Source organism: Flavobacterium sp. WC2421 (assembly GCF_040822115.1).
In the GTDB taxonomy this organism is placed as follows: domain Bacteria; phylum Bacteroidota; class Bacteroidia; order Flavobacteriales; family Flavobacteriaceae; genus Flavobacterium.
Genome location: NZ_CP162004.1, coordinates 1505192 through 1520593, shown reverse-complemented (window position 1 = coordinate 1520593; position 15402 = coordinate 1505192). Strand labels below are relative to the sequence as shown.

General features: G+C 32.6%; 16 protein-coding genes and 1 tRNA gene. 10 read left to right on the top strand and 7 right to left on the bottom strand.

What is annotated here, in order from left to right:
• Position 1: 1 nt before the first annotated feature.
• From AB3G33_RS06385 to AB3G33_RS06360, 6 genes are all read right to left on the bottom strand, one after another.
• Entirely contained in the window at positions 2–391 is a 390-nt protein-coding gene (locus tag AB3G33_RS06385; protein WP_367757117.1) for a DoxX family protein, read from the bottom strand.
• A 10-nt stretch (positions 392–401) separates the two neighbouring features.
• Positions 402–866 (bottom strand): YHS domain-containing (seleno)protein, encoded by a 465-nt coding sequence (locus tag AB3G33_RS06380; protein ID WP_367757115.1) that lies wholly within the window; start codon positions 864–866, stop codon positions 402–404.
• A gap of 12 nt (positions 867–878) precedes the next feature.
• Positions 879–1778, bottom strand: a complete 900-nt coding sequence (locus tag AB3G33_RS06375; protein WP_367773486.1) for a hypothetical protein — start codon at positions 1776–1778, stop codon at positions 879–881.
• 2 nt (positions 1779–1780) lie between these two features.
• Positions 1781–2380: a peroxiredoxin-like family protein gene (locus AB3G33_RS06370; RefSeq protein WP_367773484.1), complete on the bottom strand. Its 600-nt coding sequence runs from the start codon at positions 2378–2380 to the stop codon at positions 1781–1783.
• Between the two features lie 80 nt (positions 2381–2460).
• Positions 2461–3138 (bottom strand): Crp/Fnr family transcriptional regulator, encoded by a 678-nt coding sequence (locus AB3G33_RS06365; RefSeq protein ID WP_367757109.1) that lies wholly within the window; start codon positions 3136–3138, stop codon positions 2461–2463.
• A gap of 128 nt (positions 3139–3266) precedes the next feature.
• A complete protein-coding gene (locus AB3G33_RS06360; protein WP_367773482.1) occupies positions 3267–4406 on the bottom strand; it encodes an acyl-CoA dehydrogenase family protein in 1140 nt (379 codons plus the stop codon).
• Positions 4407–4494: 88 nt separating this feature from the next.
• Between AB3G33_RS06360 and AB3G33_RS06355 the strand changes: the two genes are divergently transcribed.
• The 8 genes from AB3G33_RS06355 to AB3G33_RS06320 all read left to right on the top strand — a co-directional run bounded on the left by AB3G33_RS06355 (position 4495) and on the right by AB3G33_RS06320 (position 11507).
• On the top strand, positions 4495–5565 hold the full coding sequence (locus tag AB3G33_RS06355; RefSeq protein ID WP_367773480.1) for an anhydro-N-acetylmuramic acid kinase: 1071 nt from the start codon (positions 4495–4497) through the stop codon (positions 5563–5565).
• 68 nt (positions 5566–5633) lie between these two features.
• Positions 5634–6860, top strand: a complete 1227-nt coding sequence (locus AB3G33_RS06350; RefSeq protein ID WP_367773478.1) for a Glu/Leu/Phe/Val dehydrogenase dimerization domain-containing protein — start codon at positions 5634–5636, stop codon at positions 6858–6860.
• 197 nt (positions 6861–7057) lie between these two features.
• The gene (locus tag AB3G33_RS06345; RefSeq protein WP_367757101.1) at positions 7058–7762 is read left to right on the top strand and encodes a MotA/TolQ/ExbB proton channel family protein; all 705 of its coding nucleotides are present in this window, start codon (positions 7058–7060) and stop codon (positions 7760–7762) included.
• Between the two features lie 36 nt (positions 7763–7798).
• Entirely contained in the window at positions 7799–8191 is a 393-nt protein-coding gene (locus tag AB3G33_RS06340) for an ExbD/TolR family protein (RefSeq protein WP_367757099.1), read from the top strand.
• 39 nt (positions 8192–8230) lie between these two features.
• Complete coding sequence (locus AB3G33_RS06335; RefSeq protein ID WP_367773476.1) at positions 8231–9028, top strand: energy transducer TonB; 798 nt, start codon at positions 8231–8233, stop codon at positions 9026–9028.
• 45 nt (positions 9029–9073) lie between these two features.
• A complete protein-coding gene (locus tag AB3G33_RS06330; protein ID WP_367773474.1) occupies positions 9074–10309 on the top strand; it encodes a folylpolyglutamate synthase/dihydrofolate synthase family protein in 1236 nt (411 codons plus the stop codon).
• A gap of 115 nt (positions 10310–10424) precedes the next feature.
• Entirely contained in the window at positions 10425–11222 is a 798-nt protein-coding gene (locus tag AB3G33_RS06325) for a hypothetical protein (RefSeq protein ID WP_367773472.1), read from the top strand.
• Positions 11223–11429: 207 nt separating this feature from the next.
• A tRNA-Val gene (locus AB3G33_RS06320) sits at positions 11430–11507 on the top strand.
• A 103-nt stretch (positions 11508–11610) separates the two neighbouring features.
• On the opposite strand, the gene AB3G33_RS06315 is transcribed toward AB3G33_RS06320, so the two are convergent.
• Positions 11611–12636: a low specificity L-threonine aldolase gene (locus AB3G33_RS06315; RefSeq protein ID WP_367773470.1), complete on the bottom strand. Its 1026-nt coding sequence runs from the start codon at positions 12634–12636 to the stop codon at positions 11611–11613.
• Between the two features lie 777 nt (positions 12637–13413).
• On the opposite strand from AB3G33_RS06315, the gene AB3G33_RS06310 reads away from it, so the two are divergent.
• Together AB3G33_RS06310 and AB3G33_RS06305 are read left to right on the top strand one after the other, a co-directional pair.
• Positions 13414–14232, top strand: a complete 819-nt coding sequence (locus tag AB3G33_RS06310; protein WP_367773468.1) for an SDR family NAD(P)-dependent oxidoreductase — start codon at positions 13414–13416, stop codon at positions 14230–14232.
• Positions 14233–14298: 66 nt separating this feature from the next.
• Complete coding sequence (locus AB3G33_RS06305; RefSeq protein WP_367773466.1) at positions 14299–15186, top strand: helix-turn-helix domain-containing protein; 888 nt, start codon at positions 14299–14301, stop codon at positions 15184–15186.
• Positions 15187–15402: the final 216 nt, after the last annotated feature.

Genomic DNA, 15402 nt, shown 5'->3' with positions numbered 1-15402 from the left:
ATTACAATTTTAATTTTAACAAATTGAGTATTGTATTCTTATTTTGATAAACCAAAAGAGAACAACAAATAAAGGTAATTAGAGCCAAAATAAAAAGAGTTCCCCCGTCATTTTGCACTTCTATACCCAAAACAAATAAATGAGATGCTATAGCACCTATCATTACTCCCATACCTATTAATGCCCCGATCCAAGTTGTTTTTGGATACACAATTAAAATCGACGCTATCAATTCGGCAATCCCTGAGCCTATTCTTCCATAAGGTTCCATCCCTAAAGTAGAGAAAATATAAACACTTTCTTCGGCACCAGTAAATTTAAAATACAAAGTTTGAATTAGAATTACTGCAACAATAAGGCGCAATAACCAAGTTATCAGTGGTGATTTCATAATTTTATTTTTATTTAAAAAACTTTTTCCAGTTTGTATCGGCTTTTGCCTTTAAATTGGATTGATCTTTATTCCAGCTTTTCAATGTATTGTTAAAATAGGCATTATAAAACAAGTATAATTTACCTTCAACAATTTTAAATGTTGCGGGGTCAATTTCGACTTTTTCACCAGAATCTCCCATTGCAAATGCACACCAACCTCCATATTGTGGTTCGTAAGTCATTGGGCTTTTTGCAAAAGCATCTTTGTTTTCTACTGATGAGAAATAATAATTCACTCCTTCATAAATAGATCCCAATTCTTTTTTCCCTTTTACTGCTTTACCTTGTTTAAAATAAGCAACAGGATCGTAGCCTTGAATAGCTACTTTCTTTTCTAGATTAAATTGTGTTAGTCTTTTACTTTCATTTTGTGCAAATGATAATAAAGAAATCAAACAAAATATTGCGGCAATTAAAATACGATTTTTCATCTTACAAATCAATTAAAATATTATATTATACTGAATACTAACAACGTAAGCCCTTGTCAAACCATCTGGACGGATATCCCTAATTACAAATGGAGTTGCCATTGAGAGCTCTATACTATTATGATTATTTATTACATATGTGGTTAATAAATTCCCGTTAATAGTTAAACCATCTGACCCTTTTATTTTTTCTCTATCTCCCTGAATAGTCTCATAACTATCCTCTCCTAGATGATAAATAAATAAAACATTCGGTTTAAAGATAAATTTTTTATTGGCAGTTTTTAGCGTATAAGTTGTTCGAAACAATGCATCTGACCTACGTTCAAACCTATTTGTAGACGGAAAATCATTAGTGCCTGAAAACTCTTTAAAATAAGAGTTTTTATTATTATTTATTACTGGGATTTGAATAGCTGAATTAAAATCCCAATTATTATATTTAAAATTCCCTCCAATAAATAAATCATACGTTCCTAGACTTGATTGATAATCTAATGGCAGTGACTTTCCATCAATTTTAAAATCGGAATTTGTGAAAGGAATTTTAAAACCGAATAATGTACTCCATTGTTTATTATTCTTTGTTTCAAAGGTATAATTCCCTGACAGAAATGCATCTCCTAATGAAGTTGAAGTTCCAAATGCACCATTGGCACTAGAAAATGTCACCTTACTACTCAGCGCCCAGTTTTCATTTATTTTTCTAGTATAGGAAATAAATGGAGAAAAATAGGTTACATCAGCCTCACCAGCACCAAAAACAGAAGCAATTCCTACACTATTTTTTAATTCTTTTTCGTCACTTTGAAAACCATGTCCTATTGAACATATTCCTGCATCACTACAACCTTGGGCGTAGCCAAAAGTAGAAACAGTAACCAGTATCAAAACAAAAAAATAATTTTTCATTTCTATTCTTTTAAAGATTTAGCAGCTGCAATCAAAAGATCATTTGTAATTCTATGTTTAAAATCTGGAGTAATAAATTCAAATTCGATTTCCTTATTTACATTCAAAATAAAAACAGAGGGAACGGGCAAAAAACTACTATTTACACCATCAGAACTTTTAGCCAACATAGATTTGTAATTTTCTGGAGCTTCAAAAGCAATTCCCATCGTTTTTGCAAGCATTCCATTACTGTCAGATAATAAAAGGTAATTTACTTTATCTTTTTCTACAGTAGCTTTCAAACTTGTTGGAGAATCTGGACTAATTGCTATTATTTGGTATCCTAAAGCTATTAATGCTGCTTCGGCTTCACCTAAAGCGGATAAATGTAGATTACAATATGGACACCATCCACCACGATAAAAAACTAAAACAGTTTTTTTATTACTAAATAGGGAGGCTAAATTAACATCTTGATTATCGACTGATTTCAAGATAACATCTGGAATTTTCTCACCAATTAACAAAGGTGAAATATCTGTTGCCGTTTTAGGCAATTCATTTTGGGCATTTACAAGCGATACTATTGCAAATAAAGCAAGGCTAAATAATTTTTTCATAGTGTTTCATTTTATTAATACAAAACTACTATGTAATTTAAGAAGCAATTGTCGCCTAGTTTGCAATTCAATAAAAATAACTACAAATTATTTATATCCGTAATAATTATTTCTTTTCTGTTGTAGGCAATTATACCGTTCGTTTCCATTTCATTCAATAACTGAGTAGCGGTTTGTCTTGAAGTACAAATGATTTGTGCAATATCGTTTTGAGTCAAATAATTTTCAATCACAATTCGGTTACCCGTTCTTTTTCCTTCGCTTTCACCCCAGTCTTTTAAAAACAATAGTAGTCTGGTTTTGGCATCTTTAGAAATCAAATTTGAGTAGCTATTTTTTATTCGCTTCATTTTCAAACCTACAAATTTAGTATAGGATAAAGCCAAACTAGGATTGCTCAATAATAGATCTTCAAAATCCGATAGTAGAAAACTGCAAATAGCTACATCATCAGATAATACTTTGGCATACTCATTGGCTTGATTGTCGGATTCTAAAGTTAGTTCCCCAAACAAATCGCCTTTTTGAATAATGTCTTTTATGGTTTCATTTCCCTCTTCGTCTACTGCCACTATTTTTATGTTCCCTTTTTTCAAAAGAAAAATTCGAGGCACATCTGAAGAACTGAAATAAATAACCTCTCCTTTTTGAGCCTTTTTAAACCCCGTAATAATACACAATTGCTTGATTTGTCCAAAACTTAAAGTCCGGAATAATTTATGATCGCGCAAGTACCAATATTTTAAATCATCGTACATAAAAGGAAACTTTTGGGTAAATGTACACTTTTTTAGAATTAAAAAACCACTAAGAAATAAGACCATTAAGATGATTTACATCTCAACTACTTACCCCTTAATGGTTAAAAAAAAATATTTTATAAAATTTAGGAAACTAACGTTCTTGAAATTACAATTCGTTGTATTTCAGATGTCCCTTCATAGATTTGCGTAATTTTAGCATCGCGCATCATACGTTCTACATGATATTCGGATACGTAACCATTTCCACCGTGAATTTGTACTGCTTCAATTGTAGTATCCATAGCGGTTTGTGAAGCAAATAATTTAGCCATAGCTCCAGATTGTGAAATATCCTTACCTTCATCTTTCTCAGATGCCGCTTTAAGAACTAACAATTTAGCAGCCATAATTTGAGTTGCCATATCTGCTAATTTGAAAGCAATTGCTTGGTGTTTGAAAATTTCTTTTCCAAAAGCTTTACGCTCTTGCGAATATTTTAATGCTAATTCATAAGCTCCTGTTGCAATTCCTAATGCTTGAGAGGCGATACCAATTCGACCACCATTCAATACGGACATGGCAAAATTAAATCCAAATCCATCATCCCCTATTCTATTTTCTTTTGGAACTTTTACATCATTAAATAGTAATGAATGAGTATCAGATCCACGAATTCCCATTTTCTTTTCCTTTGGACCAATATCAAAACCAGCCCATCCTTTTTCAACAATGAAAGCATTGATCCCTTTGTGTCCTTTTTCAATATCAGTTTGGGCAATTACAATATAAGTTGATGCCGAAGATCCATTAGTAATCCAGTTTTTTGTACCGTTAAGTAAATAATAATCTCCTTTATCTATTGCTGTTGTTTTTTGAGAAGTCGCATCAGAACCTGCTTCTGGCTCCGATAAACAAAAAGCACCAATTACCTCCCCTTTAGCTAAAGGCACTAAATATTTCATTTTTTGTTCTTCATTACAATATTTTTCAATACCCGCACAAACCAATGAATTATTTACTGACATGATAACCGCAGCTGAAGCATCGACTTTTGCAATTTCGGTAATTGCCAAAACATAAGAAATACTATCTAATCCTGATCCTCCATATTTTGGATCTACCATCATTCCCATAAAACCTAAATCGGCCATCATTTTCACTTGTTCAGTCGGAAACTTTGAATGCTCGTCTCTTTCTACAACTCCACCCAACAATTCAGTATTAGCAAAATCTTTTGCCGCTTGTTGAATCATTAAATGCTCTTCGGTAAGATTAAAATCCATATTTTTATTGTAAATTAAATGTTGTTAAATTTGTTGCCAAAAGTAATTATTATAAATCATATTTCAAACGATTTCGTAAATTAAGCCAATGTTAAAAGAAAAGTATAATATTATAGGTGTCATGTCAGGCACTTCTCTAGATGGAGTCGATTTATCACACATAATCTTCACTGTCGAAAATAACAAATGGAATTTTAAAATCCTAGAATCTGAAACTATTTCTTATGACACAAATTGGATCAATTCTTTAAAATCAGCAGTAGATTATTCGACAAATAAATTAGAAAAATTAAATCAAGATTACACTACCCTTCTCGCTACTATTATTTCAAATTTTATAAAAATAAATAAAATTGAAAATCTTGATGCTGTCTGTTCCCATGGACACACTATTTTACATCAACCTCAAAAAGGCTTCACCTTACAAATAGGAAATTTACCTGAAATTGCTTCTTTAATTAATCAGACTGTTGTTTGTGATTTTAGAGTCCAAGATGTTCAACTAGGCGGTCAAGGTGCTCCATTAGTTCCTATTGGGGATCGTATTTTATTTTCAGAATACGATTATTGTATGAATTTAGGTGGATTTTCTAATATTTCATTCGAAGAAAATAATCAACGTATTGCTTTTGATATTTCACCGGTTAACACCGTATTAAATTACTACGCCAATCAATTGGGATTCAATTACGATGATAAAGGGGAAATATCAAGATCCGGAAATACCAATGAAGCGCTTTTAAAGCAACTAAATGAATTGGATTTTTATCAAAAAAAACATCCTAAATCCTTAGGTTTTGAATTTGTAAAAGAAACTGTTTTACCCTTGATTGAAAGTTTCACTATTACTATAGAAGACAAATTACATACTTTCACAGAACATGTAGCGCTACAAATTGCTTTAGCGTTACCAACTAAAAAAGGAAGTCTTTTCATAACTGGCGGCGGAGCTTATAATGATTTTCTAATAGAGCGCATACATCATCATTTACCTGATATAACAATAATAATTCCCAATGCTAAAATTCTAGAATTTAAAGAAGCACTGATCTTTGCTTTCTTGGGCGTATTGAAATTACGTAATGAAATCAACGTATTATCAAGTGTAACGGGAGCAAAAAAGGACCATAGTTCTGGAAAAAATTACTATGCAAAATAAATACACAAATACATAATTCGCATTATTCTATTTTTTATATTTGTACAAATTAAACATATCGCAACAAAATGAAAGATTTACTGAAGAAATTTGAAAATAAAGAACCTGTAATTGTATTCAATTGGAAAGACACTGAAACAGATGCAGAAGGCTGGACTGTGATTAACTCGTTGCGTGGTGGTGCTGCTGGTGGTGGAACAAGAATGAGAAAAGGATTGGATATAAATGAAGTTTTGTCGTTAGCAAAAACGATGGAAGTAAAATTTACAGTTTCTGGCCCAGCAATTGGTGGTGCCAAATCTGGTATTAATTTTGACCCAAATGACCCAAGAAAAAAAGGCGTTTTACAACGCTGGTACAAAGCCGTTTCTCCTTTATTAAAAAGTTATTATGGAACCGGTGGTGATTTAAATGTTGATGAAATTCACGAAGTTATTCCAATGACGGAAGAATGTGGTGTTTGGCATCCACAAGAAGGTGTTTTTAATGGTCACTTTAAACCTACCGAAGCTGATAAAATAAATAGAATAGGTCAACTACGTCAAGGAGTCGTTAAAGTAATTGAAAACCCGAAATTCTCCCCTGATGTGGCAAGAAAATATACGATTGCGGATATGATTACTGGTTTTGGTGTTGCCGAAGCCGTTCGTCATTATTATACTACCTATGGTGGTGATGTAAAAGGAAAGAAAGCAATTGTTCAAGGTTTTGGAAATGTAGGTTCAGCTGCTGCATTCTATTTGGCCGAAATGGGCGCCAAAGTAATTGGTATTATCGATAGAGATGGTGGGTTAATCAATGAAGAAGGATTCTCATTTGAAGAAATAAAAGAATTATTCCTTAATAAAGACGGGAATAAATTAGTAGCTAAAAACATGATCCCTTTTGAGGAAATAAATCAAAAAATATGGACAATTGGTGCTGAAATTTTCACACCATGTGCTGCTTCTCGCTTAGTTGCTCAATCTCAAATTGACAGTTTAATTGCTAGTGGACTAGAAGTGATTTCTTGTGGTGCTAACGTTCCATTTGCTGATAAAGAAATATTTTTCGGCCCAATTATGGAAGATGTAGACCATAAAGTAAGTTTGATTCCTGATTTCATTTCAAATTGCGGAATGGCTAGAGTTTTTGCATATTTCATGGAAAAGAAAGTACAAATGACTGATGAAGCTATTTTTCAAGACACATCAGAAATTATAAAAAATGCCATTGTAAAAGCGCATGCTTTAAACAATTCTAAAACAAACATTAGTGCTACTGCATTTGAAATTGCTTTAAAACAATTAGTGTAATTTAATAGATTAAAAAGGCAATATTAATTCATTTTAAGTCCGTTTGACAGATCCGTTTTAAACCGAATCTATCAAACGGACTTTTTACATTTAAACTAAAATAAGCAGCAAAAACAATTAATATTTGTTTACCATTTTTATCCTAAAAAATAACAATTTTTATAATATATTAGCGTTTCCATAATAAAGAAAATTTTATGAACATATTGTTACAAGCAGATACCTTATCTGTTGCTCGTGAAAGTTTAGCCGAAACGGTTCCTGTAGAAAAAACTTTATCTATAATTGAATTAATAACTAGCGGAGGATTAGCTGGTCAGATCATTATGACCTCTTTATTCCTAATGTTTTTTGTAGCGCTATACCTTTATTTCGAACGCTTAATGGCTATCAATGCAGCATCAAAAATCGATGTGAATTTCATGGGTCAAGTTAAAGAAAATATTAAAAATGGTCGCATTGACAATGCTAAAATAGCTTGTGCCCATTCTAAATCTCCTGTTGCACGATTAATTGAAAAAGGAATTTCAAGAATTGGAAAACCTCTTGATGACATCAATACTGCAATAGAAAACGCCGGAAAACTAGAAATTTACAAGCTTGAAAAAAACGTAAGTATGCTAGCAACTATTTCTGGAGCAGGTCCAATGACTGGTTTCTTAGGAACCGTTGTAGGTATGATTCAAGCATTTCATAAAATGGCAACAGCTGGAGGTCAAATTGAAGTTGGTGCACTTTCTGAAGGTATCTATACTGCCATGACAACAACTGTAGTTGGTTTAGTTGTTGGAATTATTGCTTTTGTAGGGTACAACCACCTAGTAGTAAAAACGGATAAAATTGTTCACCAAATGGAGGCAAATGCGGTTGACTTTTTGGATTTATTAAACGATCCTGCTTAAAACTAAGCATTTTAATAAAAAAAATAAAATCTACTTATGAATTTAAGAGGACGAAATAAAGTAAGTGCCGAATTCAATATGTCATCTATGACTGATATTGTGTTCTTATTACTTATTTTCTTTATGCTAACATCCACCATGGTAACCACTAATGCTTTAGATTTAGTACTACCAAAAGCAAAAGGAAAAACGGATAGTAATAAAAATATTGCCGTAAGTATCAATAAAAAATTAGAGTTTTTTATTGATAAAGAACCTGTTTCCGAAACTGAATTAGAATCAAAATTATTAGCATTATTTTCTGCTGATAAAACCAAAGCTATTATTCTAAGAGCTGAAGAAGGAGTGCCAATCGAAAAAGCCGTAAACGTTTTGGATATTGCAAACAGAAACCAAATCAAAGTAGTTTTGGCTGTTAGGCCAAAATAATTTTATTTGCATTTCAAAAAAAAAACAGATCTATTCTACATGAAATATTTAGAAACAGAAGAAGAAAAAAAGTCATTCGTTATCACATCAGTTCTTTTTGTGTTAATGTTCATCTTGTTTTTTTATTTAGGACTAACCTCTTTAGATCCACCACCAGAAAATGGAATAGCAATCAATTTTGGAACCTCAGAGTTTGGGTCTGGAGACATTCAACCTACCGAAGCCATTCAATCAGCACCACAACCTACAGCTGCCAAGCAGGCTGCATCTAGTGAAGACGAAATACTAGCTCAAGATATTGAAGAAGCAGTTGTTATCAAACAGGTTAAAAAAGCGCAACCCACTAAACAAGTTGCAACCGAAGAGGTAAAACCAAAACCAAAAGAAAATCCAAAACCCTCAAAAAGTACTTCAGATGCCCTATCTAGTTTAATAAACGGCCCTAAATCCGATGGAAAAGCCAAAGGAGGAGAAGGAAATGACAATGTAGCAGGCGACAAAGGAAGCTTAAACGGAGATCCTTATGCCAACAGCTACTACGGTTCTGGAACAGGAACAGGAAATGGTAGCGGATGGGGTTTAAATGGAAGAAGTATTAGTTCTAGAGGTAAAGAAGTACAAAAATGTAATGAATTTGGAACAGTTGTCGTTCAAATAACTGTTAATCGAAACGGAAATGTCGTTGCTGCAAAATATACCAAAGGAACAACAAACACAAACCCTTGTCTTGTAGAACCCGCATTAGCGACAGCTAGAAAATACAAATGGCAACCTGACTCAAATGCTCCCGAAACACAAATAGGTTTCATCACTGTGAACTTCAAATTAGGAGAATAATATTTATTTGAAAATTGAACTCAATTTTCTAAACTTTGCAATAAAATGAATTATCAAGAAACTACAGAATGGATGTTCAATCAACTTCCTATGTATCAACTTCAGGGTGCATCGGCCTATAAAAAAGATCTAACAAACACACACCTCCTGATTAATCATCTTGCTAATCCGCATAAAAATTTAAAATGTATTCATGTAGCAGGCACTAATGGAAAAGGATCTACTTCACACATGCTTTCCTCCATCTTACAAGAGGCTGGTTACAAAGTAGGGCTATACACCTCCCCGCACTTAAAAGATTTTAGAGAACGCATAAAAATTAATGGAATAGATATTTCAGAAGAATTCGTCTGCGAATTTATCAATACAAATAAATCATTTTTTGAGTCCAATGAAATCAGCTTTTTTGAAATGAGTGTTGGTCTTGCATTTGATTATTTTTCGAAAGAAAAAGTAGATATTGCCATTATCGAAGTAGGAATGGGCGGAAGACTCGACGCAACCAATATCATTACCCCATTACTATCCGTAATTACCAATATAGGATTAGATCACACGCAGTTTTTAGGAAATACGCTAGAAGCAGTAGCCTTTGAAAAAGCAGGAATTATCAAACCTGAAATTCCAGTGGTTATTGGAGAATATACTCCTGAAACAAAAGAAGTCTTTATTAAAAAGGCTACAGAATGTAATTCTGAAATTTATTTTGCTTCGGACTTAATTTCAAAAACATTCCCATCTGATTTAATTGGTGACTATCAAGAATTCAATAAAAAAACAGTTCTTCAAACGATCAGTATTCTAAATACGCAAAATGAATTTAGTCTTACCCAAGTTAATATTGAAAACGGATTATTGAACGTTGTTAAAAATACTGGACTTCAAGGCAGATGGCAACAATTAGGAAGTTCCCCTAAAATCATTTGTGATACCGCTCACAATAAAGAAGGTTTATCTATTGTACTACATCAAATAGAAAAAGAAACATTTGAGAAATTACATATTGTCCTTGGTTTAGTAAATGACAAGGATTTGAATGAAATTCTACCTTTATTCCCAATTGACGCTATTTACTACTTTTGTAAACCCAACATTCCCCGTGGATTAGATGCCGAAATCTTACAAACTACAGCTAAAAAATTCAATCTAACAGGAAATACATACCGCTCTGTATCAGATGCATACGCATCCGTTAGGAATAATGCTACAAAAAATGATTTTATTTATATCGGCGGAAGCACTTTTGTAGTTGCCGAATTACCTTTAAACAAAGGGATATAGATTACAAAGCTATTTTTGTGTTAAAAAATATTTTAAAAAAAGATAAGTTTCTGACTGTTAATGTGTTAAATTTAATACTCGTTTTTAGTAATTAATCATTTAATACAAAATTATCATGAAAAAAAGCAGAAATTTAGTATTAGGAATGTTAATTTTAACGCTCCTATTGAGTATCAAACTACATGCTCAAGAAGACCCAAAACCAGTATTCGTTACGGTAACCACATTGCATCGAAACTTAGATACTGACCGAAAAGATTGGAAGCAAACAGAACAGGAGTACTTTGACAAAGTAACTAGTAAGAATGATTTAATAATAGGTTCCGAACTATTAAACCATTATTATACTGAAAATAGCTCCGAAGTTTTACTCGTCTCAGTATTCAAAACATGGGAAGATATAGAAAAAGCCAATGACGTATCAAATGACTTGATTAAAAAAGGATGGCCTGATGAGAAAGCAAGAAAGGCCTTTTTTGACAAATACACTAGTTATTATGGCCCAATGCATTCAGATGAAATATACACTACAGTAGCTGCTGGAAGCAAAGACCTTAAAACTACTTCCAAAGAACCCATGATTGTATATATTAGAAAATCTCAAATGTCATTGAATGGACAGGGAAAAGGGTTAAAAGAATTCAACGAAAAAATAACACTGAACAACCCCTATATAAAAGCATACTACCCACATCGTCATTCCTGGGGATCTGATAGCAGAGACTTCTTGGAAGCCTATTTATACGATTCCTTATCTGATTTAGAAAAAGCTAACGACAAACAAAATGAGTTAATTCAACTCGCATGGCCAAAAGAAGAAGATCGAAAAGCATTCTTTGCTGAATTAAACAAGGCCTTTACTGGAATACATGGCGATTATTTGTACCATAATGAGCCTACACTTTCCAAATAATTCCTAGAAATTTTTAAAACTCCACTTATCTTTGATCAAATGGAGTTTTTTTATTTCGTTTTTAAAATCCCAACAAATTAAAATTCAACAAGATATAAATCAAATAAAAAAAATAAAAAAATATTCATATAAATGTTTTGCGTAAGCGAAAAACTAGTCTATATTTGCACTCGCAATAAGGAAATGTAAAATTTACAAATTGTGTTAGGGCGATTAGCTCAGCTGGTTCAGAGCACCTCGTTTACACCGAGGGGGTCGGGGGTTCGAACCCCTCATCGCCCACCATAACTTTGAAACCTCTAAAGTCTTTTGATTTTAGAGGTTTTTTTTATGTTTAGAAATTTTTTGAGCAATTCACCAAAATCATTCCCTACTATTGAGTTTAAATTTATAGTTTCTTTAAATCATCAATCAACTCATTCACTTTATTCTCGTCTGTTGCCCATGATGTAATTAAACGTATAGCAGATGTATTTTCATCAATATCTTTCCACACATAAAACGCATATTTTTGACTTAATTTTTCAATTATATTTTTGGGTAAAATAGGAAATATTTGGTTTGTAGTAGAATTTGTTAAAAAAGAATATCCTTTATCTTTAATTGCATCTGCAATTTTCATTGCCATAGCATTAGCATATTTTGCTAAAGTAAAATACAAGTCCTCTTTGAATAACTCCAGAAACTGTATCCCCAGCACTCTTCCTTTTGCCAATAGCGCCCCTTTTTGTTTCAATAAATAATCAAAATCTGTTGCTAGTTTTACAGTATTAAACACAATTGCTTCACCAAGCAAAGCTCCATTTTTTGTTCCCCCAATATAAAACACATCGGTAAGTGCTGAAATATCAGACAAAGTCAAATCATTGTTTTCAGCCATTAGTGCATGTCCTAATCTTGCCCCGTCTAAAAAAAGATGCAACTCTTCTGATCTGCAACATTCAGATAGCTCTTGCAATTCTTCTTTATTATAAATCGTACCTATTTCGGTTGAATTAGAGATATAAACCATTTTTGGTTTTACAACGTGTGGTCTTAATAAATGATCTTGCAACACTTTTTTAATATCTAATGGTCTAAGTTTCCCATCTTGTGTCTCAACAGTAATTACTCTATGCCCTGTTGCCTCTATAGCTCCAGTTTCATTAGCATAAATATGCCCAGTTTTTGCACTAATAACCGCTTCATGTGATCGTAGCAAGGTAGTAATAACAAGAAGATTAGTTTGCGTCCCTCCAGACACAAAATAGATAATTGCATTAGCATTACTCATTTTATTTCTTAAAATAGTTTTTGCTTGAGCTGAATAATCATCTTCTCCATAACCTATTTGTTGCACCATATTAGTTGCTAAAAGCGTATTTAAAATAGAAGGATGAGCACCTTCTGAATAATCATTTTTGAAATTATACATACTGATATCGTTTTATGTGAAAACAAAAATATAGAATTTAAAAAACTTAAAATAGCAGATTGCAAACCTAATGGCATATTCTTATCTTTTTGAACTGTTTTTTGGAATTGCTTTGGCGTCATTTTGAACTTTGCTATAAATATCTCGAAAAATGGCTTTCATCCGAAAATCCGCATTGATGTGAAATAGCTGAATTAGTAATCGATTTATTTTAATGAAATAAACTTCCCTTGTTCTAGCTTTTTTTCACGAATATAATCTGCGAAGTCCACATTAAAATACTCTGGAAATTTTCTTGATAAATAAACAAGATACAAGCCTAACTCATTTGCTAGTTTGTTCAAATACAAATTTCCCCAGTTTTCATCATTAATAATCGATTCTATTTTCGAAGCCCAAGCTGGTTTTTGAGCTTTTTAATACGACTTATTTCTTACGATTTCAGAAAACATGCGAAACACTGGAATCTTTCTTCCAGAAGTAGCACAGCCATATGCTGAATTTGACTAAGGAAATTATCCAAAAAGAAACCAATTATCATTCGAACAAAATTCTGGCAGAAACCTCCCATATTCCAGAATCCAGATCTGGAAACATATTGAGAAGACCAGTTTTAAGCGATTTTGAAATTGCTTATTTATCAAATTCAAGAGTACACGCAGCATATCGAATTAGACTTTTAACTCCGTTAAAATGTACCAGTAATTCCCACTTTTGTGAAAATCCTTCATGCACAGTCTATGTAACTTTGTTGATATAATTTTAATATAATTAATCATGTCAAAAATAATTTTGATTACAGGAGCCTCAAGAGGTTTTGGTAAAATTTGGGCAAAAGCTCTCTTACAACGTGGCGATAAAGTAGCAGCAACTGCAAGAAATTTAGAAAATCTAAAAGAACTTGTAGCTGAATTTGGCGATGCCATTTTTCCTATTCAACTCGATGTTAATGATCGTGCAGCATGCTTTACAGCAGTACAAAAAGCAAAAGATCATTTTAATCGTATAGATGTAGTTATAAACAACGCAGGTTTTGGATTGTTTGGTGCAATTGAAGAAACAACAGAAGAACAAGCGCGTGCTCAAATGGAGACTAACTTTTTTGGTGTACTTTGGGTTACCCAAGCTATAACGCCTATTTTTCGTGAGCAAAAAAGTGGTCACGTAATTCAGGTTTCAAGCTTTTTAGGATTGGTAACTTTACCGGTTTTAGGACTTTACAACGCATCAAAATATGCCGTTAACGGTCTGACTGAAACATTGGCTACTGAACTTACAGAATTTGGGGTTAAAGTGAGTTTAATAGAACCAAATGGTTTTGCAACAGATTGGTCCGGTGCTTCAGCTTTTCAGACTGAACCTACTGAAACTTATGCTCCACTTAAAAAAGCTTTCTTTGAAGCACCAGTTCCAGATGGCTGGGGAAATCCCGAAACAACAGCCACAGCAGTTTTGGCATTGATAGATAGTGAAAAACCACCTTTACATTTCCTTTTAGGAAAAGTAGCTTATCCTGCCGTTAAAAAGGTTTATGCGGAACGTCTTGCTGAATTTGAAGAATGGAAAGAAGTTTCTGCAAATGCACACGGTCATTAAAAATTAAAATTAGTACAATCTATCAGATTAAATTCTGTAGATTGTACTGTCTTAAATACTGAAAAGATGAAACATTATAAAAATCTGGCAGAATTGCATCGTGAAAATGGTTTTTCAAAACCAGAACATCCGTTAATAAGTATTTATCGTTGTAAAGACAAGTGTTCTTTAGGTGACCGCGAATTTACAAGTGATTTTTATATGATTGGGTTCAAAAAACTAAAAGCCGGAGTTGTCATGTATGGACGTACAAAATATGATCATGAACGTGGTTCTATGATGTTTGTAAAACCAAGACAGGTTATAGAAATGAAAAACCTTGAATTCGACGAAGATGGATTTCTAATTTTCTTTCATGAAGATTTTATTAATGGTAAACCGCTTCGCAACGAACTCTCTACTTATAATTATTTTGATTATGAAACTAACGAAGCGCTACATCTTTCTCCTCAGGAAGAAAAAATAGCCTGGGATATTTTTCATAAAATAGAAAACGAATATTATAATAACCAAGACGAATATAGTCGAGAAATTATACTTTCTAATATTAGTACATTATTAAAATATGCACAGCGATTTTACAAGCGTCAATTTATAAACCGCTTTGAAATTTCCGGTAAAACGGTAACTAAATTTAATGAAATTCTTGCTCAATATGTAAATAACGGACAACTCGATAAGGGTCTTCCATCGGTTAATCAACTTGCAGAACTATTGCATTTAAGTCCGCGCTATCTAAGCGATTTACTTAAACAGGAAAGCGGAAAAACGGCTTTAGAGCATATTCATTTATTTTTAATATCTGAAGCAAAAAACCTTCTGATAATTGACGACAAAACAGTGTCTGAAATTGCTTATTCTCTTGGATTTGATAATATGTCTTATTTTTCAAGACTTTTTAAAAAAGAAGTCGGTCTTAGTCCGTTGCAATTCAAAAAAATAAATTCAAATTAACTATTTCACTATTAAAATATTTCATTCGAAAAGCAAGGTGAATGCTGAGATACTCCCATGTAAGCGGGCTGAAGTTTACGCTTTCCATTCCAATGCTTACCATTTTTATTCGATACCAAGATAACTGTAAATCCTCAAAGCATAATTACTATTATAAATATCGAAAAGTGCCAATATTACTATCAAGTGTTCGATTGTAACCGATCATCGATCACA